The 25,858-nt window shown below is 44.9% G+C and carries 24 protein-coding genes; 18 read left to right on the top strand and 6 right to left on the bottom strand.

Annotated elements, in window-relative coordinates; translation table 11 throughout:
- Positions 1–49: 49 nt before the first annotated feature.
- Genes nrfD through K8S13_RS09610 form a run of 3 tightly spaced genes read right to left on the bottom strand, consistent with a single transcriptional unit; the run spans position 50 to position 2,573 of the window.
- Positions 50–1,240 (bottom strand): NrfD/PsrC family molybdoenzyme membrane anchor subunit, encoded by a 1,191-nt coding sequence (gene nrfD / locus K8S13_RS09620; RefSeq protein ID WP_291462230.1) that lies wholly within the window; start codon positions 1,238–1,240, stop codon positions 50–52.
- Complete coding sequence (locus K8S13_RS09615; protein WP_291462229.1) at positions 1,240–2,040, bottom strand: 4Fe-4S dicluster domain-containing protein; 801 nt, start codon at positions 2,038–2,040, stop codon at positions 1,240–1,242. Before K8S13_RS09615 ends, nrfD begins: the two co-directional genes overlap by 1 nt.
- On the bottom strand, positions 2,037–2,573 hold the full coding sequence (locus tag K8S13_RS09610; protein ID WP_291462228.1) for a multiheme c-type cytochrome: 537 nt from the start codon (positions 2,571–2,573) through the stop codon (positions 2,037–2,039). The genes K8S13_RS09615 and K8S13_RS09610 overlap by 4 nt, the downstream gene beginning before the upstream one ends.
- Positions 2,574–2,803: 230 nt before the next feature.
- On the opposite strand from K8S13_RS09610, the gene K8S13_RS09605 reads away from it, so the two are divergent.
- Together K8S13_RS09605 and K8S13_RS09600 are read left to right on the top strand one after the other, a co-directional pair.
- The gene (locus K8S13_RS09605; protein ID WP_291462227.1) at positions 2,804–3,391 is read left to right on the top strand and encodes a transglycosylase SLT domain-containing protein; all 588 of its coding nucleotides are present in this window, start codon (positions 2,804–2,806) and stop codon (positions 3,389–3,391) included.
- A complete protein-coding gene (locus K8S13_RS09600; protein WP_291462226.1) occupies positions 3,391–3,615 on the top strand; it encodes a DUF350 domain-containing protein in 225 nt (74 codons plus the stop codon). The genes K8S13_RS09605 and K8S13_RS09600 overlap by 1 nt, the downstream gene beginning before the upstream one ends.
- Here K8S13_RS09600 and K8S13_RS09595 read toward each other — a convergent pair whose 3' ends face one another.
- From K8S13_RS09595 to ilvY, 3 genes are read right to left on the bottom strand one after another with little or no spacing between them, the layout of a single operon-like run.
- Positions 3,616–4,152, bottom strand: coding sequence for an NUDIX hydrolase (locus K8S13_RS09595; RefSeq protein WP_291462225.1), 537 nt, complete (start codon positions 4,150–4,152; stop codon positions 3,616–3,618).
- Between the two features lie 3 nt (positions 4,153–4,155).
- A complete protein-coding gene (gene hrpB, locus K8S13_RS09590; protein ID WP_291462224.1) occupies positions 4,156–6,696 on the bottom strand; it encodes an ATP-dependent helicase HrpB in 2,541 nt (846 codons plus the stop codon).
- Positions 6,693–7,568, bottom strand: a complete 876-nt coding sequence (gene ilvY, locus K8S13_RS09585) for an HTH-type transcriptional activator IlvY (protein WP_291462223.1) — start codon at positions 7,566–7,568, stop codon at positions 6,693–6,695. The genes hrpB and ilvY overlap by 4 nt, the downstream gene beginning before the upstream one ends.
- Positions 7,569–8,074: 506 nt before the next feature.
- Between ilvY and K8S13_RS09580 the strand changes: the two genes are divergently transcribed.
- From K8S13_RS09580 to ilvC, 16 genes are all read left to right on the top strand, one after another.
- Positions 8,075–9,406, top strand: coding sequence for a dihydrolipoamide acetyltransferase family protein (locus K8S13_RS09580; protein WP_291462222.1), 1,332 nt, complete (start codon positions 8,075–8,077; stop codon positions 9,404–9,406).
- A gap of 40 nt (positions 9,407–9,446) precedes the next feature.
- A complete protein-coding gene (gene lpdA, locus K8S13_RS09575) occupies positions 9,447–10,817 on the top strand; it encodes a dihydrolipoyl dehydrogenase (RefSeq protein ID WP_291462221.1) in 1,371 nt (456 codons plus the stop codon).
- A 22-nt stretch (positions 10,818–10,839) separates the two neighbouring features.
- On the top strand, positions 10,840–12,378 hold the full coding sequence (gene lipA, locus K8S13_RS09570) for a lipoyl synthase (RefSeq protein WP_291462220.1): 1,539 nt from the start codon (positions 10,840–10,842) through the stop codon (positions 12,376–12,378).
- Entirely contained in the window at positions 12,378–12,737 is a 360-nt protein-coding gene (locus K8S13_RS09565; RefSeq protein WP_291462219.1) for a Lin0512 family protein, read from the top strand. The genes lipA and K8S13_RS09565 overlap by 1 nt, the downstream gene beginning before the upstream one ends.
- 124 nt (positions 12,738–12,861) lie before the next feature.
- A complete protein-coding gene (locus K8S13_RS09560) occupies positions 12,862–13,821 on the top strand; it encodes a thiamine pyrophosphate-dependent dehydrogenase E1 component subunit alpha (protein WP_291462218.1) in 960 nt (319 codons plus the stop codon).
- 92 nt (positions 13,822–13,913) lie between these two features.
- Positions 13,914–14,888 (top strand): alpha-ketoacid dehydrogenase subunit beta, encoded by a 975-nt coding sequence (locus K8S13_RS09555; RefSeq protein ID WP_291462217.1) that lies wholly within the window; start codon positions 13,914–13,916, stop codon positions 14,886–14,888.
- 35 nt (positions 14,889–14,923) lie between these two features.
- On the top strand, positions 14,924–15,991 hold the full coding sequence (locus K8S13_RS09550; protein ID WP_291462216.1) for an NAD(+)/NADH kinase: 1,068 nt from the start codon (positions 14,924–14,926) through the stop codon (positions 15,989–15,991).
- A 45-nt stretch (positions 15,992–16,036) separates the two neighbouring features.
- Entirely contained in the window at positions 16,037–16,339 is a 303-nt protein-coding gene (locus tag K8S13_RS09545) for a DUF6506 family protein (protein ID WP_291462215.1), read from the top strand.
- Positions 16,339–17,658, top strand: a complete 1,320-nt coding sequence (locus K8S13_RS09540; RefSeq protein ID WP_291462214.1) for a respiratory nitrate reductase subunit gamma — start codon at positions 16,339–16,341, stop codon at positions 17,656–17,658. Before K8S13_RS09545 ends, K8S13_RS09540 begins: the two co-directional genes overlap by 1 nt.
- 36 nt (positions 17,659–17,694) lie before the next feature.
- A complete protein-coding gene (gcvH, locus tag K8S13_RS09535; protein ID WP_291462213.1) occupies positions 17,695–18,117 on the top strand; it encodes a glycine cleavage system protein GcvH in 423 nt (140 codons plus the stop codon).
- A 2-nt stretch (positions 18,118–18,119) separates the two neighbouring features.
- Positions 18,120–19,328: a (Fe-S)-binding protein gene (locus K8S13_RS09530; RefSeq protein WP_291462212.1), complete on the top strand. Its 1,209-nt coding sequence runs from the start codon at positions 18,120–18,122 to the stop codon at positions 19,326–19,328.
- A gap of 22 nt (positions 19,329–19,350) precedes the next feature.
- Entirely contained in the window at positions 19,351–20,400 is a 1,050-nt protein-coding gene (locus K8S13_RS09525; RefSeq protein ID WP_291462211.1) for a lipoate--protein ligase, read from the top strand.
- Positions 20,397–21,152: a hypothetical protein gene (locus K8S13_RS09520; RefSeq protein ID WP_291462210.1), complete on the top strand. Its 756-nt coding sequence runs from the start codon at positions 20,397–20,399 to the stop codon at positions 21,150–21,152. The genes K8S13_RS09525 and K8S13_RS09520 overlap by 4 nt, the downstream gene beginning before the upstream one ends.
- A 235-nt stretch (positions 21,153–21,387) precedes the next feature.
- On the top strand, positions 21,388–23,454 hold the full coding sequence (locus K8S13_RS09515; RefSeq protein WP_291462209.1) for a sigma-54-dependent Fis family transcriptional regulator: 2,067 nt from the start codon (positions 21,388–21,390) through the stop codon (positions 23,452–23,454).
- A 71-nt stretch (positions 23,455–23,525) separates the two neighbouring features.
- On the top strand, positions 23,526–24,239 hold the full coding sequence (locus K8S13_RS09510) for an HAD-IA family hydrolase (RefSeq protein ID WP_291462208.1): 714 nt from the start codon (positions 23,526–23,528) through the stop codon (positions 24,237–24,239).
- Between the two features lie 295 nt (positions 24,240–24,534).
- On the top strand, positions 24,535–25,858 hold a 1,324-nt coding region (gene ilvC / locus K8S13_RS09505), incomplete at its 3' end, for a ketol-acid reductoisomerase (protein ID WP_291462207.1).

The following is a 25,858-nucleotide window of genomic DNA, read 5'->3' as shown; positions in this document are numbered from 1 at the left end:
TGCCTGCACCACCTCCTTTCATGAGTTGATCTTAAATTTTTGTTAAAATTTATTTTACATTTGTCTCATTGTCTGCTGTCCAAAATGGAAAAATCTTACTCAATACAAAAAGAATGATAAACGGAATGGACATGACGATAATCACGGCAAGTATCCCCTCCTTGTCAAACCATTCGGGATGAAACTCGGTATAGCCTCTTGCACTTTTGCTCATGAGTTGGCCGCCGATCACAACGTTCCATCGCATGATCAATACCTGCAGCAGCAGAATTGCAGAAACTGCGGCTGCCATAAAATTATATATAAAATCTTTTACTTTAAACAGACCCATTACACCTAAAACAAACAAGGGAATCACAGAACATATCTTGACCTGCCATAACCAGAATGAGCTTGCCAGGGGACCGTTTAACAGTCCTTCCACCATATGGTGATACCCGGATTTTAAATACGAATGGGAAAACACTTCCAGCATCTCAAAGGTAAAGGCCAGAATAAAAAAGAGGGTCAGCGTATTAATGCATGTTTTAATACAGTCATAATCAATGGATCGCCCTTTTGCTTTGCGGATAACAATGTAGGCCAGGATAATGGCCGATATTCCGGAAACACAGGCAGAAAATAAAAAAATCACCGGCATCAACGGTGTTGACCATGTGGGATTGGCTTTAACGCCGCCGAAAATAAAGCCTACATATCCGTGAAGGACGACTGCAACGGGAATGCCGATACCCACCAGAAACCGGATGATCTTTTTGTCAAGTTTACGGGCATCTTCTGAAAGATCAATACTGTCAAAGGTCAACGCCCGGTACAAAAGCTGCAGCCAGCCTTTTGAGGTAGCTCTTAATTCCACAAGATCTTCCCGGTACACAAACAAAATAATAAAGACAACGACTCCCATGGACACAGCATAGATATATCCAAATCCTGCCATGGCTGAACTGGGACTGGGGGTTAAGAGCATGTTAAAATTTCGTTCAGGCCTTCCTAAATGGAGTAAAAGCGGCAGGGTGGCAATGGCCAGAAAAGCCAGGGCAAACAAAAGAGAAAACCGTGCAACAGGGCGCAGGCTTTTAACATCAAAAAGATAATAAAGGGCCGCAATGATAAATGCACCGTCCACAAGGCCTGTGATATACGGATAAAGGACGATCATCATACTCCAATGGACATGAAGGTCATTGGGAAAGACAAAATTGGAAATTAACATGGCTGCCGGGCTATGCACTGCATCCATCAGACCACCTCCCTTCTGGCGCCTTTGTAGTAGAGTGCGGGAAAGGTACCCATTTCCTTTTTAAGAACCGTCAAAACACCGGGACCTTTCAAAATTTTATAGACTTCAGAAGTTTTATCCTTCATGGAGCCAAATTTCCTGGCACCTGTGGGACAGACCTCAACACAGATCGGTAACAAACCTTTTCTGACCCTGTGGTAACACCAGGTGCATTTTTCCGCAGTCTTTGTAACGGGATTTAAAAACCGGACGGAATAGGGACAGGCCTGAATGCAATAAGCACACCCCACACATCGTTTTTCATCCACAAGAACAAATCCGTCAGGTGATATAAAAGTGGCTCCCACCGGGCACACCTGCACACAGGGAGCTTCCTTGCACATATTACAAAGCTTGGGTACAAAAAAAGTGTCCCTTATTTCCTCATCAATATCTGTCCTGGGGTGCTGGTATCCGTCCAGCCCGCCATGGGGGCTGTCCACATAAAGCTTGTCACTGAATCCCTTGACATACCGTTCAACCCAGGTTCGGTAATTGCCGTCGGGGACATTGTACTCCCGTTTGTCTGCAACGCAGCAGGACCCGCAGCCGATACACCGGGTAATATCCACGATAAAGGCAAATTCCTGGTTAAGGATATCATACTCTTTGCCCTTGATTCCCGGAATCTCTTCAGGGGTTTCAAGGCTGCCTCCCCCCATGGGCCAGGCCAGAAACAAAGACCCGGCAATGGTTCCGTTTAATACTTTTTTAACAAACGACCGTCGATCCATTTCAGGGGAGGGATTTAAAATTTTCATGATCCTGCCTCCATCAATCCTGTTATCTGTTTTGCCCGGATAATATATTTCAAAGGTGCGTGAACATAATGGCATTGATTGCAATTATGGGTAATTTTAACATTCTGATCCTTGAGATGATCCGGCATGGCAACGGTTTTGATCACTTCTTCATGTCTTGCCTTAATCTCTGTATTATGGCATCTCAGACAAAGGGTGGTAATCTCCTTTTCCTTTTTAACAGGCAGTGTTCCAATCTTTTTGCCATCCGCTATATGATCTGCATAAGTGCCATGACAAAATTCACAGGATATGGTCTGATGCCGACCCTTTTTATGAAACTTTGCTTCATAGGCATGACATTTTAAACAAGATGCGTTGGTTCCATGCCGGATGGGAATAAGGGCTGCTTCTTTGATGGTATCCGCCCTGTAATAGCCGTAAACACCAAAAGAATCAGGAAGCAATAATTGTTTAAATAAAAGTCCGCCCCCGGCCAGCACGCCAATGCTTAACAGCACTATCAAAAGACGCATACGATAGCTTAAATTCACAACGACCTCCTGTAATTTTTCATACAGTTCCTTAATAGTTGTTAACAGCCATGTGCTTTGAGACTTCAGTCGTATTACATTATATTTTTATACTCAAACTTTGAATAATACATCAAGAAACGTTTCTGTAACAATTGCAACAATATCATTACAAAAATACTATAGGCAAGGTTTTTTTAAAAATTTTGGCAACCTCTTTTGAATCTTTTCTTTATGTGGTAGTATTTTTTATGCATCATTTTTCAAAATATTTAATCAGTTTTTTAATATTCCTCTTATGTTGTCCAATATCTTCGTTTGGGTATAAACGTTACAATAGAGTAACCAAATATGATTCATATTTTAAAAAATATGCGAAACATTGTTTTGGGCCCGGATTTGACTGGAGATACTTTAAATCCCAGGCCATTGCAGAATCCAACCTGAATCCTGATGCAAAATCCCATGTAGGCGCAAAAGGCATCATGCAGATAATGCCAAAAACATTTGAGGAAATTAAATATAAAAATCCTTCAATAAAAGGCAGTGCGAAACAGCCAAAATGGAATATTGCAGCCGGTATTTATTATGACCGGTCTATCTGGAAATTATGGAAGGCAAAAAGGCCTTTTATTGATAGAATTGCATTCATGTTTGGTTCATACAATGCAGGAAAAGGAAATATTCTTAAAGCGCAGAAAATCGCAAAAAATAATGGGCTGGATCCAAACATATGGCTATCCATTGAAGAAAATCTTATTAAAGTAACCGGCAGGCACAGCAAAGAAACTATTGGATATGTGAATAAAATAAATAAGGTAAAGGGAGTGCTGAAATAATGGAACCCGGAATAATAGCGGCAAATTTTTTATATGCAATTTTTGGTGTAATCCTTACACTTATCTTTATGCTTTTAGGATTTAAACTATTTGATAAAGTGACACCCTTTGATACTTCAAAGCAGTTGTCAGACAATAATATTGCAATTGGAATTGTTGTAGGCTCCATATTTATCGGGCTTGGTATTGCAGTTGGTCTTGTAATGGGTATGGGGCTGAATTAATCAGCGAAGATCAAAAATTTTAAACGGAAACTTTGCCTTTTTTCTGTCCTTAAAATAATGCTCAAGGGTTTGTTTGATGACTTTAAAGGCAATGTCATCCCAGGGGATATCTTTTTCATCAAACAGCCGGACATCTATACTTTCATTTGTGGGACCGAATTTATCAGATGTAAGATTTGCCCTGAACATGAAATAAATCTGATCAACAAAAACAATATTAAAAAGGCGGTAGGGTTCAATGATTTGAACATCCGCCATTGTTTCTTCCCTGGTTTCACGAAGGGCGCCGTCCTGAACCGACTCTCCATTTTCAAGATATCCTGCCGGCAGGGTCCATTTGCCTTTTTGTGGTTCAATATTTCTTTTACACAACAAAACCTGTCCGTTTAATTCAGGAATACATCCCACTACCACTTTGGGATTGCTATAATGAACCAGGCCGCAGTGTGTACATACGAACCGGACATGATCATCATCGGGAGGGATTTTTTGTTCTGTTTGAGAGCCGCAGGCAGTGCAGAATTTAATGTCCATCATTATTTATATCTCCTTTGGTTTTACCCGGTTTGTTGGTTTAGCGCCAAGGGGATCATCGGGCCAGAAATGTTTCGGATACCGGCCCATCAGATCTTTTTTTACATCTTTATAGGTGTTCTTCCAGAAATTTTCAAGATCCTTTGTTATCTGAACCGGCCGTCCGGCCGGTGACAGAAGATGCAGTGTAACCGGAATACTTAGACCTGCAATTTTCGGAGTCACGGTCAGACCGAACATTTCCTGGAGCCGGACTTCAAGGACTGGTGACTCAAAAAGCCCGTTTTCATTGCTGTACTTTAATGGCCTTTTAGACCCGCTGGGAACTTTAATATGGGTGGGTGCATTTCTCTCTATGATCTGCTGCTCTTTCCAGGTCAACGTTGATAGAAAAGCTGATTTAAGATCCATCCTTTCAAGCTGTTTTAAAGAAAACACACCCGTCAAAAAAGGTTTCAGCCAAATGACCATATGCTCTTCAAGGGTCTTGTCTGAAAGATCCGGCAAATCCGGAAATCTACCGGTGTTTTTAAGAAAAACGGTTCGTTCTTTCAGACTCTTCAGCCTTTTGGTCCAGGGAAGTGTGGCCAGTCCTCTTCTTTGGATTTCCCTGATCAGGATATCGCAGGCCATGTCCGGATCAATATCTGATATGGACTGATGATGAATCACAAGCTTTTCAAAGAGGATTTCTTTTTTTGCCCGGACGCCATTGGTTTTTTTATCCCAGAAAACAGTGTGGACAGATTTAAGGCGGTCACAAAAATCTATCTCCAAATCCTGTTTTGAATAGGGCACGGCCAAAAATATTTTTGCATTTTGCAGATTCCCGTCAAGATGCACCGCCACAATATAGTCGTTTAAAGCGACACTGTTGATTCCTGTAAAAAATGCTCCCTTTCCCGATGCCATTAAAAATGTATTGTTCCTGTCGTTCCTTTTTTTTGCAATCCGGTCAGGATATGCATGGGCCAGCAGAGCACCCGCTTTTTCAATATCTGTCTTTGTCGGCTTTATGCCAAAATATCTTGCTGTCTTTTTTTCCGATTCTATAATCCTGTGAATGATTCCTTTATTTATCTTGAATTCCTTTTGCCATATTTTTTTCTTACTTGTAAATGTGTCAATAATCTCAAGACGAAGCCGAATATCAGGATCAAGTGCTTTGTGATCAAACACGATAAAATCGCGCTCATTAAGAAAAGCTGCAATCCTGCAGGCTAAAAAGCCATGGCCTTTTTCACTGGCTTTGATGATCATATGGGCAAGTCTGGGATGCAGGCCGGCAGATGACATTTTTTTACCATAAGAGGTAATCTGTCCCTGTCCATCAAGAGCACCCAGAGTTTTAAGAAGATCTTTTGCCTGTTCAAAGGATTTTTCTTCCGGTGGGTCCAGCCATTTTAATTGCCTGGGATCTGATACCCCCCAGGCCGCCAGTTCCAAAGCAACCCCGGTCAGATCAATACTTAAAATTTCAGGTTTTGTATAGGCTTTCAGTGATTGATGATCATATTCAGACCATAACCGATAACACTTCCCCGGTTTTGTCCGGCCTGACCGCCCTCTTCTCTGGTCAGCAGAGGCTTTTGAAACCCGAAGAGTTTCAAGACGGCTCATCCCTGTTTGAGGAAAAAACCTTGGAACCCGCATGAGACCCGCATCAATCACAACGCTCACCCCTTCAATGGTGATGGAGGTCTCTGCAATGGAAGTGGCAATCACAATTTTTCTCTCACTTGGGTTTGAGGGGCGAAAGGCACGGGCCTGATCTTTCTGGGAGAGATTCCCATATAAAGGGAAAACATGAGTGGCGGGATCAAGGTCTTTTTCAAGAATTGAATATAAGGTTTTAATTTCCTTTACACCCGGTAAAAAAATCAACATATCCCCGCTGGTTTCCAACAGGGCACGCTTTATAACCGAAGTACAGGCAGTTTCAATGGAGACAGGCCTGCTTTGCCTGCCTGAAGAAGAAACATGAATCGTTTCCACAGGAAAACTTTTTCCCTTTGAAACAATAACCGGTGCATTACCCATGAGATTTGATACAGCCGTAACATCCATTGTGGCAGACATGACAAGAATGCACAAATCATCACGCAATGCTTCAAAAGTCTCCAGGCAGAGGGCAAGCCCGAGATCACTGTGAATATGCCGCTCATGGAATTCATCAAATATCACCAGCCCAATATCTTCCAGAGATGGATCATTCTGGATTCTTCGAGTGAAAATCCCCTCGGTTATCACTTCTATGCGGGTATCCGGACCAATCTTCCTGTCCAACCGGATCTGATACCCAATGGTCTGCCCTACTCTCTCTTTCAAAAGATCTGCCATATGGGCAGCACAGGACATGGCCGCCAGCCGTCTTGGCTCAAGCAGAATAATTTTTTTATTCGCAAGCCAGGGTTCATCCAGAAGGGCCAGAGGAACACGAGTGGTTTTACCGGCTCCTGGCGGGGCCTGAATCACAGCACACCTTGCGGTTTCAAGAGCTTTTATAATATCGGGAACATGCTTTTGAATTGGAAGGATCTGGGTCATTCGTCACCGACAATACTCCATAATGCCTTGACCCTGGGGTTGGCAAGATTCTTTTTCCGGGTACAAAGGCCGATGACAAAGGGTGGCAGTTCCGGAGCTTTATCCAGAATCTTTACCCGGTTAAAAAAAGGACTTTTTTCCAGCACCATTCCGGGAACAAGTCCAATACCACAGCCAAGGCTGACCATTACAATGATGGCCTCATTACCGGCCACCTGGGAATAAATTTCTGGAATAAAATTTTCCTTTGCAAACCACTGGTCGATACGATCCCTGCTCAATCCGTGATCCGGGATGATCAATGGGGTCTGTTCCCAGTCAATCCCGTCTGATGTTTGTATAATGATCTCGGGATATTGCAGCGGTGCGATAAAAACTAGCGGTGTCTGGGATATGGTTTGAAAGACAAGATCTTTGGACAAAACATCCGGCAGGGCGGCAATGACCATGTCCGCATCCTGGTTTGAAAGCTTGATCAGGGCTTTAGCAGCATCACCGGTTTCAAGGTGTATCCGCACACCAGGATGTGCCTTTCGATACTTTGCCATGATATCAGGAAGGATGCCGTAGGCTGCTGTGACAGAACAATAGATGGACAACTCCCCTTGCAGGACCTCATCAGAAGACAGCTCATCATGGAGCCGGTCCCACCGCTGTAAAACATCATCAGCATATTTTTTAAACGCAATCCCTGCCGGGGTCAGCTCCACGGATCGGTTATCCCGGACAAAGAGCTTTTCACCCAGTTCCGTTTCAATCCGCTGGATCACCCGTGTCAATGCCGACGGTGTGACATAACAGGCCTTACTGGTTCTTGCAAAATGCAAGGTCCCTGCAAGGTGTCTGAAAAGTTTTAAATTGCGAAGATCCATCACTCACCTGTATTTAAATATATCTTAATGCTTAACACCATATTTCAAATTATGCAATAATTCGGATAGATAGAAATTATCAAAAAACTGAACCATTACAGATATGGCATGCAACGATCGATAAATTCAATTTTATATAGTTTTCAATCTTTATTTGTATAAAATTTTTATCAATAAAACTGTTCGTTAAGCTAACAGTGTTCGAAAACATGGCAATGTTGGAAACTTGCTTGCCTTGCCGTTAAATTGCATTGGATATTAATAATGTTCGAAGTCCGAACACTTAAACTTTTCTTTTAGACCCAGTACTTTTCATTTTTCATATCCCTGTAATTGAATATTTCAGAAAATATTTTGTCGTAACAATCTGAAATCAAAAGAATATCACAGGAAATACGATTACCGAAAACACCTTGTTTCTCAGGGTGGCACACCGCTTGCTTTTAAATTGTATATTCGTTGTTCACATTTTTTTTATTCGATGCAATTGAAAGGAGGGCTGCAAATTGACTGTTAATGCAACCATGCCGAAACTGGGCATGACAATGAAAGTGGGTAAAATCTCCAAATGGTGTAAAAACGAAGGGGACTCAGTTGAGAAAGAAGAAGATCTCTTTGAAGTTGAGACCGAAAAAATTACTAACAAGATCAAATCACCGGGAAGCGGAATTTTGTTTCAGATTGTGGTGCCCGTTGGTTCGACAGTACCTATTGGGACTATCCTGGCGGTTATAGCCGAAAAAGGAGAACATCCGGAGCGTATTGAGGGTATTCAGGCAGGTGAAGTGGTTGAGATGGATGTAGATTCAGGAAACTCCCAGTCCCCTGAACCTGAAACAGAACCAAAGAAAGAAAAACGCATATTGTCGACACCCTCAGCCCGCCGCGTGGCAAAAGAATTGGGTGTAGATCTTACATTGGTACCGGGCACAGGTCGTGATGGAAAGGTAAAAGAAGCAGATGTACAGAAATTCCACGAACAAGGGCCGCCTCCACCCAGAATAACTCCCCTGGCCGCTGAAATTGTAAAACAGGAAGGGCTTAATCTGTCTAAAATTACTGGGACAGGGGAAAATGGAAAAATCACCCGCGAAGATGTAGAGCAATTCCTTGCGGGGTTAAAGAATACAGACCAGCCGGATACTTCTCAGGTTAAGGTGATCCCTTTTGAAGGAATACGCAAAGCTATTGCAGACAATATGCATGCCAGTCTGCAAAACGCGGCCCAGCTCACCACTTTTACTGAGGTGGATGTCACCGAAATGGTGCGGTTCAAGGATCTAATAAAGGCGGAATATAAAAAAGATGATTCTGTAAAAGTTTCTTACAATGACATCATTCTTATGGCAACAGCCCGTGCATTGATGCGCCACCCTATAATGAATTCCACCCTGGTCGGTGAAGAAATCCTGATCCATGATAGTGTTCATCTGGGTATTGCCGTTGCACTTTCAGAGGGGCTCATTGTTCCTAAACTGCGCAACGCTGAAAAGAAAACTTTGTTGCAAATCGCCAGGGAGGTGAGACAACTGGCCAGAAAGGCTCGGGAAAGTGCTTTGAGTGTGGAAGATGTAACCGACGGCACCTTTACTATCAGCAATGTCAGCATGCTCGACATGGACGGATTTACACCGGTGCTCAATCCGCCGGAGACCGGAATTCTAGGTGTTGGCCGCGTGATGGAAAAACCCAGTGTGTTTAACGGTGAGATCACCATCCGGCACATGATGACACTCAGTCTGACCTTTGATCACAGAATTGTCGATGGTGCACCGGCCATGATGTTTTTAAGAGACCTGGCCCGCTATCTTGAGCAGCCCATGCTGATCATGGCCTGACAGCCAAAATTAAACCCATTAATTCCAACAAGGAGTAATAATGAACGATGTAATGGTTATCGGTGGCGGATCAGGCGGTTATGCAGCCGCAATCCGTGCTGCCCAGTTAGGAGCTGGTGTTGTATTGGCTGAATGTGCTGAAACCGGCGGCACTTGTGTTAACCGAGGATGCATTCCCAGCAAAGTATGGCTGAAGGCCGGGAAGTTTCTTGACCAGGTTGAGACAGGGAAGACGTTCGGTATCAATGCCTGTGTTAAAGGAATTGATTTTAAGATGCTTGGGGAAAGAAAAAGCGGTGTTTCGGCTGAGATCCGCATGGGTATGGAAGCTCTTTTACAAAACAACGGTGTTGAGGTTATTAAAGGACGTGCTGTTATAAAAAGCCCGCAGGAAGTGGATGTGGATGGCCGTACCATTGAAACCAAAAAAATTATTGTAGCCACGGGCAGTTCCCTGGGTACTCAGAAGATACCAGGGTTAGATACAGCCGCCATGACCACCGACGACGTGTTGGAAATGACAGCAGTGCCCGAGTCCATACTGGTTTGCGGCTTTGGTTACATTGAAGTCGAGATGGCCTTTTTACTCAATGCATTCGGGTGCAAAGTCATCATGGCGGCTGAACCGGCAAGGATTTTACCCAAAGAAGATTCAGACACAAGCCAGAGAATTGCACAGGCATTAAGGGAAAATGGAGTTCAAATCATGCCCCGGACATCTGTTGAGTCCGTTGAAACAACCAAGGCAGGGACTGTCTGCAAACTTTCCGGCACAAAAGAGGATAGTGTTACCGTGGAAAAAGTCCTGGTTTCCAAAAGGGTGCCCAATACCAAAAACCTGGGTTTGGAAAAGATAGGTGTCGAGTTGAATAAAGACAATGGCATCCGGGTAAATGACAGGCTTGAGACCTCGGTTAAAGGAATTTTTGCCATTGGTGATGCAACCGGCGGCTGGATGCTCAGTCACGCGGCTTCGTCCATGGCTGTTTTTGCAGCTGAAAATGCAATGGTAGAAAATAATTGTTATTCCTTTCATCTGATTCCCAGATGCCTGTGGACACAGCCTGAGATGGGCGCTGTAGGACTTTCGGAAGAAGAGGCGGAAAAAAAAGGGTATGATGTGGAAACCGGTGTTTTCCCGTATGCCATCAATGGGCTGGCTATGGTCCGCAATCAAGTAGACGGTGCTGTAAAAATTGTTTTCGATACCCGGTATGGTGAAATTTTAGGAGTGCATATCGTGGGTTCCAATGCCACAGAAATCATTGGTGAGGCAGTAATGGCCATGCAACTGGAAGCCACTGTTCAGGAACTGGCCCGCAGCATCAGAGTCCATCCTACTTTTTCAGAAGCCGTGGTCGATGCTGCCCGGGACGCCGGAGATTGGGCATTATATCTGCCCAGGAGCTGATACTTTGATGGAGAATCATAGATTGAAAGAAATTCAAATCATTGATTGGGGAATGCTTGACTACGCCCAGGCCCTTATCCGTCAGCACCAACTGGTTGCCGAACGGATAAAAGGCCGGACGTTGGATCGCTTAATCCTGGTTGAACACCCACCAGTTGTGACCATCGGCCGCAGCGGAAGCCTGAAGGATCTTCGTGTTGCAAAAGAGGTCCTGGACCAAAAGGACATTTCCCTGCATAAGGTGGACAGGGGTGGCAGGGCAACGTTTCATGGACCGGGGCAATTAGTGGTTTATCCTATTGTTAAGGTCAGAGATAAAGATATTCACGCTTTTTTGAAACGATTGCTCGATACTGTTGCCAAAGTGCTGCAGGACTACCAGCTGGTTCCTGAATTTAAAAAGGGGAAACCCGGCCTGTGGGTAAAGGGAGCCAAGATCGCCAGTGTAGGTCTGTCGGTGCGCGAGCATGTCACCTGCCATGGGATCGCCTTGAATGTCTGTACAGATCCCGGATGGTTCGACCTGATTGTTCCCTGCGGTCAGAAAGAAGAAAAAATAACTTCCATGGATCATGAAATAGATGGTCCGGTAGACATATCCAGTGTAAAAAAGACCTTTGTTGGCCATTTTTGCACTCAACTGGGTTATACCCCCGGTGAAAAAGCAAAAGCCAGACCTGGCAGACGGCCCCAATGGCTGGTTAAACCGACAGCTGACCTTGAAGCTGTGGATCGCATGGAAAAGCAGCTGAAGCGTCTGAACCTGGCCACTGTCTGCCAGAGTGCCCATTGCCCTAACCAGGAGGAATGCTTTCACCAGGGCACTGCCACCTTCATGATCCTGGGAACAAGCTGCACCCGCAGATGCCGATTTTGTGCCGTGGACAAGGGTGCACCCCATTCTTTAGATGACGGGGAACCCAAACGGGTCGCCATGGCTGTAAAGGAATTGGGGTTAACCCATGCCGTGGTCACCTCTGTGACCCGGGATGATTTACCCGACGGTGGGGCCGGGCAGTTTGCCATGACCATCCGTCTGATCCGGCAGCATTGTCCCGGCGTATCTGTAGAAATATTAGTGCCGGATTTTAAGGGGAATATTCCGTCCATGGACGTGGTATGTGCAGCACGGCCCGATGTGTTCAACCATAATATTGAAACCGTGCCCCGGCTGTATGCCGGGGTTCGACCCGAGGCTGAATACCGACGCTCACTTGGGGTTTTATCATATGCTTTCTCCCGGGGGCTTTTAGTTAAATCAGGCCTTATGCTGGGCCTTGGTGAAACCAAAGATGAGATCAAAAAAACCCTTATGGATTTAAAATATGCCGGTTGTATGCTGCTCACTATAGGGCAGTATCTGGCCCCGTCCAAAGATCATGTGGCGATGAAGCGGTATGTTTTGCCGGAAGAATTTGAGATGTGGGCCGAAACTGCCGGAACCATGGGGTTTACATCCGTGGCCGCAGGACCGCTGGTAAGAAGTTCCTATCGTGCCGGTGAAATGATGGGTGCAGGCGGGACTGTGTTCCATAACAATTCGCTTAGAAAGGTAGGCTGATGAAATCAAAACGTTTTATTGTTGAAATCGGAACAGGGGCTGATCTGCACGGAGAAGACGTCACCAAGGCCGCATGCCGGGCTGTGAAGGATGCCATTTCAAGAAGTTGTCTGTGTGGATTAGTAGAAATTATGGGCATGGATGATCTTGAGGCTGTACAGGTGGATATTATCGTGGCCTCTCCAAGACCGGATGAAGTGGATTTGGAGCAGGTCAAGGACATTGCACCCATCGGACTAAAAACTGCGCGCTCGGTGGCGGGCGGCATGGTTGTGGAGGGGTTGTGTGTGCCCAATTTTGCACCAAATTGTGATCAAATCGTTGTGGTCAATGCAGCAGTGACGGTTTCCATTTTCTGAGCCTGATTCCTGGATGGAATTTATCACTGCTCCATGGAAAGGAGGGATATATAGCCAACACAATAAATTTAACGGTATTTTATGAAGCTGTTTATCAATTTTAAAAAAATCAAGGAGGAAACCAATGGACCTGACCAATGAACAATTAATTAAAATGTACACCACCATGGTCAAGATTCGAACCTTTGAAAATCGGGTTGCCGAGCTTTTTGCCGATGGTAAAATTCCCGGTTTTGTTCACCTGTATGTGGGTGAAGAGGCTGTTGCCACCGGTGTGTGCGAGAATTTGACCGACAAGGATTATATCACCAGCACCCACCGTGGCCACGGTCATCTCATTGCCAAAGGCGGCGACATCAAGAAGATGATGGCCGAGCTGTTCGGTAAAAAAACCGGTTACTGCAAGGGAAAAGGCGGCTCAATGCATATTGCCGATCGTGATCTTGGCATTATGGGAGCCAACGGTATTGTGGGCGGAGGTCCGCCTTTGGCTTCCGGAGCTGCGCTGGCTTGCCAATACCTGGACAATGGCAATGTAGCGGTCTGTTTTTTCGGTGATGGTGCATCCAACCAGGGAACCACTCATGAGGCCATGAACCTGGCCGCATGCTGGAAGCTTCCGGTGGTGTTTATCAATGAAAACAATATGTACGGCATCTCTTCCTGCACGATTAATTCTATGTGCGTTCCCAACGTGGCTGACCGCGCAGCGGGATACGATATACCCGGTGTGGTTGTGGACGGAAATGATGTTGTTGCCGTCTGTGAAGCAGCCGCTGAGGGTATCGACCGTGCACGCCAGGGCAGGGGGCCATCTCTGATTGAATGTAAAACCTATCGTCACCGGGGGCACTTTGAAGGCGATCCCTGTGCCTATCGAGAGGATGCGGAACTTGAGGAGTGGAAAGAAAAAGACCCGATTCCGCGGCTGGAACAAAAACTGTTGGAGATGGAACTGCTGACCGGGAGCAAAATTGAGGAGATTAAAAAGGGGCTTCAAAATGATCTGATCGCAGCCGAACAATTTGCCGAAGAAAGCCCGTTTCCCGATATATCCGAACTATTAGAAGATGTGTATACTTAGGCAGTAAGGGCTATTTTTTCAAGTAAATACCCTTATATAGTGTACGTTTTAAGTTTTAGCCAAAGATAGAAATCCAAAAGGAGGATTAAAAAATGCCTAATATGACTTTTGCAGAAGCAATAAGAGATGCCCATGTTGTCGAAATGGAACGTGATCCCAATATTTATGTCGCTGGTGAGGATGTGGGGGTTTTTGGCGGGTGTTTTGGCGTAACGGCCGGCCTTCTCGACCAGTTTGGTGAAAAGCGGGTGAAAGATACCCCTATTACCGAAAGTGCCATTGTCGGGACAGCGGTGGGAGCGGCAAGCACTGGTCTTCGGCCGGTAATTGAAATGATGTTTATCGATTTTATCGGTGTGGCCCTGGACCAGCTTTATAATCAGGCCGGAAAGATGAAATATATGTTTGGTGGCAAAGCCAAAATTCCCATGGTCATGCGCGCCTCATGCGGCGCAGGAATCGGGGCTGCAGCCCAGCACTCTCAATGCCTGGAAGCTTTATTCATGCACCTTCCGGGACTAAAGGTGGCCATGCCCAGCACACCTTATGATGCCAAAGGGCTTTTGATCGAAGCGATCCGTGATGACAATCCAGTGGTTTTCCTGGAACATAAAATGCTTTATGCCATGGAAGGGGAGGTTCCTGAGGGCGATTACACTATCCCCCTTGGCCAGGCCGATATTAAGCGGGAAGGTAAAGACGTTACGGTTGTGGCAACCGCCAATATGGTACATACTGCATTGGGTGCAGCTGAGAAGCTTGCAACCGACGGAATCAGCCTGGAAGTGGTAGACCCGCGTACGCTATATCCACTGGATGGAGAGACAATTATTGCATCGGTTAAAAAGACACACCGGCTGATAATTATGCACGAAGAGGTGAAATTTGCCGGATCAGGGGCTGAAATAGCTGCCCAAGTGGCTGAAGACGGCTTTGATTACCTGGATGCACCGATTTTACGAGTGGCGGCACCTTTTTGTCCGGTTCCTTTTTCTCCACCGTTAGAGAAAGCCTATATACCGAGCGAGCAGCAGCTGATTGATGCTGTTAAAAAAGTGATGGCTTAAATTGTAGTATAAGAGTGTCTTGCCCGGATAGTATCTTGGGCAAGATACAGTTACTGAGTTTAAAAATGGCGTTGAAAGATGGACAATCTTTTAATGCCGACAAGAAAGGTTTAAATATGTCATTGATCGGTATCATAGCCAATCCGGCCTCAGGAAAGGATATCCGTCGGCTTGTCGCCTACAGCAGTGTGTTCGATAATCAGGAAAAAATTCGCATTGTACGCCGCGTCCTCCTGGGCCTGCAAACTGCCGGTATCCACCAAATTGCTTATATGCCGGATTATCACGGGATTGTGGAGCGAGCCCTGGACGGCTTGCAAGTCAACCTGTCAGCTGAAAGGCTGCAATTCAACACCAAGGCGGACCAACGTGATTCCATCAAGGCGGCCCAGCTGTTGGCCCAGCAAGGGGCCGGCTGCATTGTCACCCTGGGCGGTGACGGCACCAACCGGGTGGTGGCCAAGGGAGCGGATCAGGTTCCGATTTTGCCCCTGTCAACCGGCACAAACAACGTATTTCCCTATATGATTGAAGGAACAGTGGCAGGGCTTGCGGCCGGCCTGATCGGCACCGGAAAAGTCTCCCGGAAGGAGGGAACCTTTCAATCCACCCGCCTGGAGGTTATCATTGAAAACAAAGTTGTCGATATCGCACTGGTAGATGCCGTGGTCACTACGGATGTATTTATCGGGTCCCGGGCTATATGGAAAATGGATAAAATTAGACAAATTTTTTTAAATCGTGCCAGTCCGGCAAACATCGGTTTTTCCTCCATCGGCGGGATGCTCCGTTCCATTGCTCCGGACGAGCCTTTCAGTATGGCTCTGGAATTAGGCAAAAATGGACGGTCAGTCACCGCGCCCATAGCACCCGGAATTATTGAAGAGGTATTGATCGAAAACATGCAATTAATGACGGCTGGTGAAGAAATGGATATTGCCTTTACTCCTTGTGTGGTGGCGTTGGATGGGGAACGGGAGGTGGAAATCAAAAGGAAGCAAAAGGCGGCGATACGACTTTCAGCGGACGGTCCCATGGTCGTGGATGTCAGTCGGACAATGGCAGTTGCAATGAAAAAGAAAATTTTTGCACCGGCAGCATAAATATGCACAATTAACCTAAAAACAAACTAATGAAAGGATACGAAAATGGCTTTAAAGGCAGCGTTTATTTTTTTGGCACCAGAGGTTAATCCTGATAAAGATCGACAGACAGTTGTGACACCGCAAGTGGAATTGACTGCGGTTGCGGCCGGCAACTATAAGGAGGCTGAAGCACTTGCCATACAATTGGTTGAAGAAGGAATAGAAGCCATTGAATTGTGTGGTGGGTTTGGTAACAAGGGTACGGCACGTATTGCAGAGGCTGTGGCTGGGAAAGCTGCTGTGGGTGTGGTTCGTTTTGACGGTCATCCCGGCCTTAACGGGAAAAGTGGTGACGAGTTGTTTTAATGAAAATTTTTGTTATTCCCGCATGGATTCTGGCAGTTTTAATTGTACTCTCACCTGAATTTGTAAATGGTTCGGATGCGGTAGCCGGTTACACCAATGCTCTTTGTTTGGAATGCCATGAAGAAATGGCGGTAGACCATGCAGCCTCTGTCCACAGGGATATTTCATGTCTGGAATGTCATGCCCAGGCGGCTGAGGAAGACCATGAACAGGTCGCACAGGTTGACTGCAACCAATGCCATGAGCCTCATGATGAAAAAATGCTTCATGATGCACACAGCCGGGTTACCTGCAAGGCCTGCCATATAAAAGAGGGCGTTCCAACGATAGATCCTGAATCGGAACGTATCATTTTCAGTGGTATGTTCCGATCCGGCATGGCATTGCCGCTCCATCAGGCAATACAGTCCAAAAATAATGAGCGCTGTGGAAACTGCCATTTTCAGGGGAATGTATTAGGCGCATCATCCATGATGCTGCCTGCCAAAAGTATCCTTTGCATGCCCTGCCATGTTGCCACCTTCTCAGTGGGCGACAAAACCACCCTTGTCTCCTTATTTATATTTCTTGTGGGCCTGGTCGGACTCGGTACTGTCTGGTTTTCGGGATCAATAGATAAGAAAGAACTTTGCAAAGGCGAAAAAATCAAAGTTAAAACCCGATTCAGATCCAGTGCCCTTTTTTCCAATAAATTTTTCCGACTGCTGAAAACAATTTTTGTAGAGGTGTTTTTACTGAAACGACTTTTCCTACAGTCTCCGGCTCGCTGGATCATCCATTCTCTAATTTTTTTCCCGTTTTTTTCCCGTTTCGGTTTTGGCCTGGTAGCACTCATACTTTCGATATTTCTGCCTGATGGATCCGTAACCATAGCCATGATGGATAAGAATCATACCATGCGAGCCTTATTTTTTGATATAACCGGTCTGATGATCTTTATAGGTTTGGTAGCTGCCATTGGCCGCAAGAGAAATGATCCGGGCGGAACAATTGCTTCGCTGCCCGAACCGGGATGGGGGTTGCCGGTAATGATAAGTCTTATTGTTCTGGTGGGATTTATTCTGGAAGGGCTGCGTATTGCCATGACCGGATGGCCCGACGGGGCGGGATGGGCATTTCTGGGCTACGGCATCAGCATGCTGTTTAAAGGCATGACCGGGTTAACAGATATATACGGCTATATATGGTATGCTCATGCAACCCTGACAGGCATTTTTATGGCCCTGATCCCTTTTACGCGCATGGCTCATATTATCACAGCCCCCATAGTCCTGATCATCAATGCCCGCTCCCGGGAAAAAGACTATTTTCAAAAATGAAATTTAAACCGCTTGCCATTATGAAAGGAGACCAATATGGAAATTCAAGGTTATCAAATGCCCGAAGATTTGTACTATGAGAAAAATCACTACTGGGTGCGTATAGAAGGAGACATACTGATCATGGGTATGGATGATTTTGCTCAAAAGATGGCTGGTGATGTTGTCTTTGTAAAAATTCCCTTTGCAGGAAAAAAACTCAAAGCCGGTAAAAAATTTGCCCAGGTGGAATCCGGCAAATGGCTGGGTAAGGTCTATGCGCCGATCAATGGTGAGTTGATTGAAGGGAATAAAGCCCTCGAAGCCGATCCTGCGCTTATTAATCAGGATTGTTATGAAACGGGTTGGATGTATAAGATAAAACCAGCCGATATGAGTGAGGTGGAGAATTTGATCCATGGTGCCGAAGCAATTGAAAAATGGCTTTTAGCCGATATCGAAAAATATAAAGAAGACTGAAAATGGCTCAGACAGATTACAGCATCATGGAAATTCTTCAGATGGATGCCTGCACCGGCTGCAGCCTGTGCACTGATGTGTGCCCTGCGGTTTTGGCAGCAGAGGATGGGCGGTTGTCAGGTGTGTATCGCCTTGGTGAGCTGCGCAGGATTATGCGGTCTCGTACAGGACTTTTGCGAAGATTTTTCGGCAGACAAGTACCGACTAAAGAGCAGTTAAAGCAGTTCAGTGATACGGTATTTCGCTGCACCCTTTGCGGCAGGTGCCAGCAGGTATGTCCGTCGGGTATCCTGCTGAAAGATCTATGGTTGTCCCTGCGCCAGGATCTGGTTCACTGCCATGCCTATCCGCAGAAAGTGGATATGATCGCTGAAAATCTGGCTGAAAGTCATAACGTTTTTGATGAGGACAACGAGGAGCGTGCCGAATGGGTGGAGGATATGCCCAATGTCCCGGAACATGGTTATATCAAAGATCAGGCAGATGTGGTTTACTTTACCGGCTGTGTTTCAGCCTATTTTCCCATGGCTCAGGCCATTCCCATGGCACTGGTGGAAATTCTTGATGCAGCCAGGGTGGATTTCACCCTGCTGGGAGAAAATGAATGGTGCTGCGGGTTTCCCCTGTTAGGCGCCGGACTCAGAGATCAGGCTGAGGATTTAATTAAGCACAATCTTGAGGCGGTGCGGGCAAAAGGAGCCCAAAAGGTGATCTTTTCCTGTCCCTCCTGTTATCAGATGTGGCATGAGTATTACCCTAAAGAATTTAAGCTTTACCACGTTACTCAATTTGTAAACGAATTGATAGTATCAGGGCAACTTTTGTTTAATGATCTATCCCTGACAGTGACCTATCATGACCCCTGTGATTTAGGCCGCGGAAGCGGAGAATACGAAGCTCCCCGACAGGTTATCCGCTCCATCCCGGGAGTTAAACTTGTGGAGCTGGCCCACAACCGTGAGAACTGTCTATGTTGCGGTGGCGGAGGCAATCTGGAGATGATCGACGCGGGACTTTCGTCGGATATTGCAGAGGCTAAAATCGACGAGGCACTGAAAACCGGGGCTCAGGCAGTTGTTACGGCCTGCCAGCAATGTGTGCGCAATATGACAACTTATGCCAGAAGAAATAAGGTGGGCATTGACGTTATGGATATTACCCAATTGGTACAAAAGGCGCTTGCCGGTAGAGGTTGCCCCGATAGCGGTTAAGTAAATTTTAAAAGGAGTTAAAATGAAATTGTACAATCTTGGCAAAGTGTCCTGGAAAGAATCCCAGTTGATTTACCATGCGTTGGCCTTATGCGGAAAGGAAGCCCTGTGTCTACTGTCACCTGCCAGTCCTTATGTCTGCATTGGGTTTCACCAGGATGTGACCCAGGAGGTTGATCTGGAGTATTGCCGACAGAACCATATTCCGGTATTTCGGCGCGAGGTGGGGGGGGGAGCCGTTTTTCTTGACGGCAACCAGTTGTTTTTTCAGCTGATTCTCCATAGAAATTCTCCTCATGCGCCAAAGCAAATTGATGCTTTTTACCGTAAATTTTTACAGCCCATTATAAACGTTCACCACAGGATCGGAGTTCCAGCTACCTTCAAGCCAGTCAATGACCTAGTGGTTAGGCAGCGCAAAATTTCAGGAACCGGTGCCGGCGAAATAGGGGACAGCATCGTATTTGTGGGGAATCTGATACTGGATTTTGATTATGAAACCATGTCCAGAGTTTTAAAAATTCCAGATGAAAAATTTCGTGATAAAGTTAAAAAGAGTATAGAGGAAAACCTGAGCACCATCGGCAGAGAATTGGGGCAAGAGAGCCTGAACCGCTGGGATGAAACAACGCTTAATGATCTGATGAGCAAAGAATTTGAAAAAATTCTGGGCCCGTTTACAACCGGACGGATGGATGCGGTACTTATTGATAAGATTCAAGAATTGAAGACAACCATGCTTAATGACAGATGGCTTTACCGTAAAGCCAAACAGCTGACCGGTCGTGTTGTGAAAGTGCGTGCAGGTCTTGAAATGGTGCAGCGTATGCACAAAGCTGCCGGGGGCTTGATCAAAACCAATTTTCAAATCAGGGAAGGTAAACTGACCAATATAAATATAACAGGCGATTTTTTTTGTTTTCCGCACACACTTGTCCAGGATATGGAAAAACATCTTGAAGGGGCTGCTTTGGAAGATATCCGGAAAATCATTATGGCGGTTTATGATGACTCTATGAATCAAATTCCTGGAGTTACAATAGAAGACTGGATGACGATTATTAAAAAATGATATCAAAAGTGGTTTCAGGCTACAAAAAATATGTATATTGGTTAACTGAAAGTCAGTTTCATGATACCTGTAATATGTTGTCCAAGACTGAGCGGGAGGTGGCACTGGTGCCTCGGCTTCCCGGACTCGCCCTAAAGCCCGGTTTGCCGGTAGCTGGAGTTCCACCCGCTGCATGGAACGGTACCTGCAACCGTCAGGGCAGCTGGTATCGACAGTCGGAGAAAAAAAATATGTTTCTCCTGGTGAGCAATTTTCAGCTCCTTGATTCTGAAATTCGGTTGCAAGCGGTTATCACTGAAAGCAATTTTTATCCTCCACGTCTGGCAAGTAAACAAGAAAAAATGGCACTTGTAGCAGATTCAGCTTTCAAGAAAAGGCTTCCTGAAGAATGGTCCCAAATTTCTTCACCAGAAAAACGAATCTATTTGAAGTGGGCAAAACGACTCGGATCAAATTTGGATGAATTCAACACCCTCTTTCTATCGCAGACGGCCAATCATAGCAATTTTATGCGACCCCTGTTATATACTGAGGATGACAACGGTGCTCAAATTCCTTATTCCATTGATTGCAGTGCTCATCTTTGTTCCTGCTGTGTCGAGTTATTTGATATCGTGGGCGCTCGCCATCCAAAAAAACTTGTAGCCCCCTGTCCTGGGGCAGTCATTTGCACTGGTCTGGAGCCGAACCGTTATTTGATGGTAGAATCCTATGACGATGGGCTTAGTAATTCAATGCTATTAATTAAATAAAGGATTAGTCACCATGGAACACCATTGAAGCATTTTGATTTTTTAAAGAAATATGCCTACATAAGGTGAATTAATGAAAATGAGGCGTTGAAAATACTTGTAAAGTATTCTAAATAAAGATAAATATATTGAATAGTGTGCTGGTATCTGAACATGGAATTTCTTCAAAATATTGCAATCAGTCCGATCCTAATGATGTAAATTGCAGGGTGGCTGGAAGGCAAAGGAGAAAAAGATGTATAGTCTGATACGCAAACATAATCAGTTCTGCTTTGTGGAAAATGGCCTGAAAACAGGTTCGGATGCAATCATCAAGTCCATTTTCAGTCCCAAGTGGTATGGCAACACCTGGCAAGTGCTTTCCAAAACGGAAAAGAAGACTTGGATTGCTTTTTTGAAATCCGGACAGGTTAATGATCCTGGCTTCAATAAAAAAATCGAGCAATCCTGGCTCCGAAGCCGGAAAGCGGAAGTTGACACCTTTCAAGGCGTATGTGAAAAATTTCTTTCCCCACGAGAAGTGAAGGGCAGATCTGAAAAAATTATTGTACTGGCTAAACCGATCATGGATACACTCCAGCATTATGTTCGAGGGTCAGGATTTGTAATTGTTTTAATAGATATGGAAGGATATATCCTTAGAACCGCGGGAGCGTTAAAAGAGTTGAGGCAGGCGGATAAATTAAAATTCGGACCCGGTGCTAATTGGGGAGAAGAATTTGTCGGTACAAATGCCATCGGAACCGCGCTTGCCCTAAAGCATCCCGTCCAGATTACAGGACCGGAACATTATTGTGAAAGTCACCACCTATGGACCTGCTCTGCTGCGCCTATCAGAAAACAGAATGGAAAAATTATCGGATTTCTAGACATATCAGGTCCTCGGGAACTGTCGATTTCCCATCAACTGGGATTGGTTGTCTCTGCAGCCCATGCCATTGAAGACCGCATCCTTCTGGACGAATCATACACCCAGATATACGATACGAATAAATATCTGGAAGCCGTGCTGAATTCTGTTTCCGACGGGATTATTGCAGTAAATGCTCAAGGTATAATTACAGGCATCAATAAGGTGGCGGCCAAAACCTTCCGTCTCCATCCCAAAGAAGTGGTGGGGCAAACTTTAACTGCATCTGTTGATCATAATGGCCGGCTACAGAACTTTTTTAAAACCAGGTCGGCCGGCATGGTCAAAGAAGAAGTAAGGCTCAAAATACCTGGTAGACAAAAAGCCTGTATAGCAACGGCTAATCCGGTTTTTCCGGAAAAAAAGGCTGATCAGGGTTTTGTTTTAACCCTATCGGGCACAAATCGGTCCTATTTTTTAAATCACAAACCAGAGGATACGATTGCCCAATTTCGGTTTGCGGATATTATTGGCAAAAGCAAAGTCATTTGTCAGGCCATAGAAAAAGCCAAAAAGGTTGCTCCGGGACCGTCCACAGTTCTTGTCCTGGGTGAAAGCGGTACGGGTAAAGAGCTTTTTGCCAAGGCGATCCATGGTGCCGGTGACTGCCGCAGTGGCCCGTTTGTGCCCGTCAATTGCGGGGCCATCCCCAAAGAATTGATACAGAGCGAACTTTTTGGTTATGCTGACGGGGCCTTCACCGGTGCCAGGCGGGGCGGTTGTATGGGCAAGTTTGAAGCGGCTAATGGTGGAACCCTGTTCCTGGACGAAATCGGTGAAATGCCATTGAAAATGCAAATAAATCTGTTACGGGTACTGGAAGAAAAGGTGATCATACCTGTGGGGGGTAAAAAACCCATACCACTTAATGTCCGCATTATTGCCGCTACCAATAAGAGCCTTTTCGAAGAGGTAACCAGAGGACGCTTTAGAGAAGATCTTTACTACAGGCTGAACGTCATCAGCATTACACTCCCGTCTTTAAAAATTAGAGAAGGAGATATCGGACTGTTAACGCGGTACTGGGTTGATAAAATATCCCGGAAATTGGGTCGAAAAATCAAACAGATAGAACCTGATGCTTTAAATCGGCTTGAGAATTACCATTGGCCCGGAAACGTGCGGGAATTGGTCAATGCGTTAGAGAGTGCAATAAATTTTATGACAGGTGACACACTTGCTGTAAAATATCTTCCCGCCCATTTGAGGAAAAAACAGTTTGAAAAGCCGCGGTTTGATGAAGATAAAATCCTGACCTTACGTACCCTGGAAAAGGATAATATTATAAAGGCGCTTTTATTTTATAACGGCAACATTACTAGGGCTGCTAAAGCTTTGGGTATCGGACGTAACACTCTTTATGACAAAATGAAAAAGTATGGCATTAAATAATAACGCCATGCACTTACAATATAAGATAGTTGGTTTTTGTCATAAGAAATAAAGTATGAAGTATGTAATTTATGAAAAAAATAACAGCGGTTTTTTTTGATGCAGGGCATACGTTTATTTCGCCTTGTGAATCTGTGGGGAAAAATTATGCCCGGCTTGCAAAAGAAAAAGGATATATTTTTTCATCTAAAACTATCAATGAGCGGATACCAGCGGCATGGGAAAAACATATCCACATAAAAAGCGCCCGAAATTTCCAATGTACCAATGACATGCTTATCAAAGACTGGAAACAATTTGTTCGTAATGTATTGCCTGAGAATATACCGGCAGATGATTTTGAAAAACTCTTTCATCATATATACACACGCTTTGGCGAAGCAGAATTTTATACACTTGCCAATGGATTTACCGACACGATAAATACATTAAAAAAAATGGGCATTCATCTGGGGCTTGTTTCAAATTGGGACAGTCGGCTACCAGCACTATTAAAGGCGTTCAACCTGCACTCACTTTTTGATACCCTGACTATTTCGTATGAGGCGGGCTTTGAAAAACCAAATACAAAGATATATGATATTTCTTGTCAAAGAACAAACGTGCTGCCGAAAAATGCCCTTATGATTGGCGACTCCATCAATGGAGATGTTAAAGCACCGGAATCTATCGGTATGACCGGAATGTTATATGATCCAAAATCATTGATAACCAATTGGCATGGGCCAGTGCTTCATTCCTGGAAACAGCCGGGTGCTCTTTTTTCATTTTTTACTACAAAATAGAAAATCATTTTTTGCATACTTATTATCATGAAAGTTCAAGTGTGGATTTGGATTTATTTTCTTATACCAAATAAAAAGTAGCATTGTTCCATTCGCTAATCTATAACTTTAACCATCTCAAAAGGCCTATCTCTACGTTCACATAAAGACCTGCAACATTAAAACAACAGGTTTTGTTTCAATATTTGAAATATTATATTGCAAATGATTCATTTGACGCAACAATAAATATAGTTCATTAATACAATATATTAAATTTATAAAATACTTAAACCTTATTACTGAGGAGAATATCATGGGCCAGAATTATTTTAATACCCTGTCGCTGAGAAGACAACTGGAAGAGCTGTCCCAGTGCCGTTTTGTGGATTCATCTGAATTCAACGGCGTTGAGGCCTTAAAAGGCAAAAAAATTGTTATTATCGGGTGCGGTGCCCAGGGATTTAACCAGGGATTAAATTTGCGTGACAGCGGCTTGGATGTCTCCTATACCTTAAGGGATGCTGCCATTGAAGAAAAACGACAATCCTGGAAAAATGCCACGGAAAACGGATTTTATGTGGGAACCTATGAAGGATTGATCCCCAAAGCAGATCTTTTAATCAACCTGACCCCGGACAAACAGCACAGCAATGTGATTGAATCCGTCATGCCGCTGATGAAACAGGATGCGTGTCTTTCTTACTCCCATGGATTCAATATTGTGGAAGAAGGCATGCAGATCAGAAAGGATATTACCGTCATCATGGTGGCACCGAAATCTCCTGGTACAGAAGTCCGGGAAGAATACAAGCGGGGATTCGGAGTGCCGACACTCATTGCCGTTCACAAGGAAAATGATCCAAGAGGAGAGGGAATGAAACTTGCTAAAGCCTATGCCGCAGGCACTGGTGGAAACCGTGCAGGGGTGCTTCATTCCTCTTTTGTGGCTGAAGTAAAATCTGATCTTATGGGAGAACAGACTATTCTCTGCGGTGTTCTCCAGACAGGATCACTCCTGTGTTATGACAAAATGATTGAACAAGGCGTTGACTCTCAATATGCTTCAAAACTGGTTCAATATGGATGGGAAACAATTACTGAAGCATTAAAACATGGCGGTGTCACCCATATGATGGACCGGCTTGATAACCCGGCAAAAATTCTTGCCCATGAACTTTGTGAAGAATTAAAAATTATTCTTGAACCTATGTTTCACCAGCACATGGATGACATTATGTCGGGAAAATTCTCAGAGACCATGATGGAAGACTGGGCAAATGATGATGCCGACCTGCTCAAGTGGAGAGAGGAAACCGCCCAAACCGCTTTTGAACAATCGACCTCAACCGATCAGGACATCCCGGAACAAAAATATTTTGACAATGGAATTCTCATGGTTGCCTTTGTAAAAGCAGGGGTGGAACTTGCCTTTGATACCATGGTCTCAACCGGCATTGGTGAAGAATCTGCTTACTATGAATCACTTCATGAACTTCCCCTGATCGCCAATCTTGTTGCGAGGAAAAAACTGTATGAAATGAATGTGGTTATCTCGGATACAGCCGAATACGGATGTTATCTTTTTAACCACAAAGCCATTCCACTGCTCACAGGTTTCATGAAAAAGCTCGATGCTT

The sequence above is a fragment of the Desulfobacula sp. genome, from assembly GCF_021107415.1.
Note: the sequence above shows the minus strand (reverse complement) of the source record. Positions and strands in the feature narration are given on the sequence as shown.

What these genes read in the sequence shown, in the direction of transcription:
- K8S13_RS09545 (WP_291462215.1), top strand. Translation starts at nt 16,037, where the DNA reads ATGGCTTTAAAGGCAGCGTTTATTTTTTTGGCACCAGAGGTTAATCCT.
- K8S13_RS09555 (WP_291462217.1), top strand. Translation starts at nt 13,914, where the DNA reads ATGCCTAATATGACTTTTGCAGAAGCAATAAGAGATGCCCATGTTGTC.
- K8S13_RS09615 (WP_291462229.1), bottom strand. Translation starts at nt 2,040, where the DNA reads ATGAAAATTTTAAATCCCTCCCCTGAAATGGATCGACGGTCGTTTGTT.
- K8S13_RS09560 (WP_291462218.1), top strand. Translation starts at nt 12,862, where the DNA reads ATGGACCTGACCAATGAACAATTAATTAAAATGTACACCACCATGGTC.
- K8S13_RS09510 (WP_291462208.1), top strand. Translation starts at nt 23,526, where the DNA reads ATGAAAAAAATAACAGCGGTTTTTTTTGATGCAGGGCATACGTTTATT.
- K8S13_RS09595 (WP_291462225.1), bottom strand. Translation starts at nt 4,152, where the DNA reads ATGATGGACATTAAATTCTGCACTGCCTGCGGCTCTCAAACAGAACAA.
- nrfD (WP_291462230.1), bottom strand. Translation starts at nt 1,240, where the DNA reads ATGGATGCAGTGCATAGCCCGGCAGCCATGTTAATTTCCAATTTTGTC.
- ilvY (WP_291462223.1), bottom strand. Translation starts at nt 7,568, where the DNA reads ATGGATCTTCGCAATTTAAAACTTTTCAGACACCTTGCAGGGACCTTG.
- K8S13_RS09600 (WP_291462226.1), top strand. Translation starts at nt 3,391, where the DNA reads ATGGAACCCGGAATAATAGCGGCAAATTTTTTATATGCAATTTTTGGT.
- K8S13_RS09530 (WP_291462212.1), top strand. Translation starts at nt 18,120, where the DNA reads ATGGCTCAGACAGATTACAGCATCATGGAAATTCTTCAGATGGATGCC.
- hrpB (WP_291462224.1), bottom strand. Translation starts at nt 6,696, where the DNA reads ATGACCCAGATCCTTCCAATTCAAAAGCATGTTCCCGATATTATAAAA.
- gcvH (WP_291462213.1), top strand. Translation starts at nt 17,695, where the DNA reads ATGGAAATTCAAGGTTATCAAATGCCCGAAGATTTGTACTATGAGAAA.
- K8S13_RS09540 (WP_291462214.1), top strand. Translation starts at nt 16,339, where the DNA reads ATGAAAATTTTTGTTATTCCCGCATGGATTCTGGCAGTTTTAATTGTA.
- K8S13_RS09565 (WP_291462219.1), top strand. Translation starts at nt 12,378, where the DNA reads ATGAAATCAAAACGTTTTATTGTTGAAATCGGAACAGGGGCTGATCTG.
- K8S13_RS09605 (WP_291462227.1), top strand. Translation starts at nt 2,804, where the DNA reads ATGCATCATTTTTCAAAATATTTAATCAGTTTTTTAATATTCCTCTTA.
- K8S13_RS09525 (WP_291462211.1), top strand. Translation starts at nt 19,351, where the DNA reads ATGAAATTGTACAATCTTGGCAAAGTGTCCTGGAAAGAATCCCAGTTG.
- K8S13_RS09520 (WP_291462210.1), top strand. Translation starts at nt 20,397, where the DNA reads ATGATATCAAAAGTGGTTTCAGGCTACAAAAAATATGTATATTGGTTA.
- K8S13_RS09515 (WP_291462209.1), top strand. Translation starts at nt 21,388, where the DNA reads ATGTATAGTCTGATACGCAAACATAATCAGTTCTGCTTTGTGGAAAAT.
- lpdA (WP_291462221.1), top strand. Translation starts at nt 9,447, where the DNA reads ATGAACGATGTAATGGTTATCGGTGGCGGATCAGGCGGTTATGCAGCC.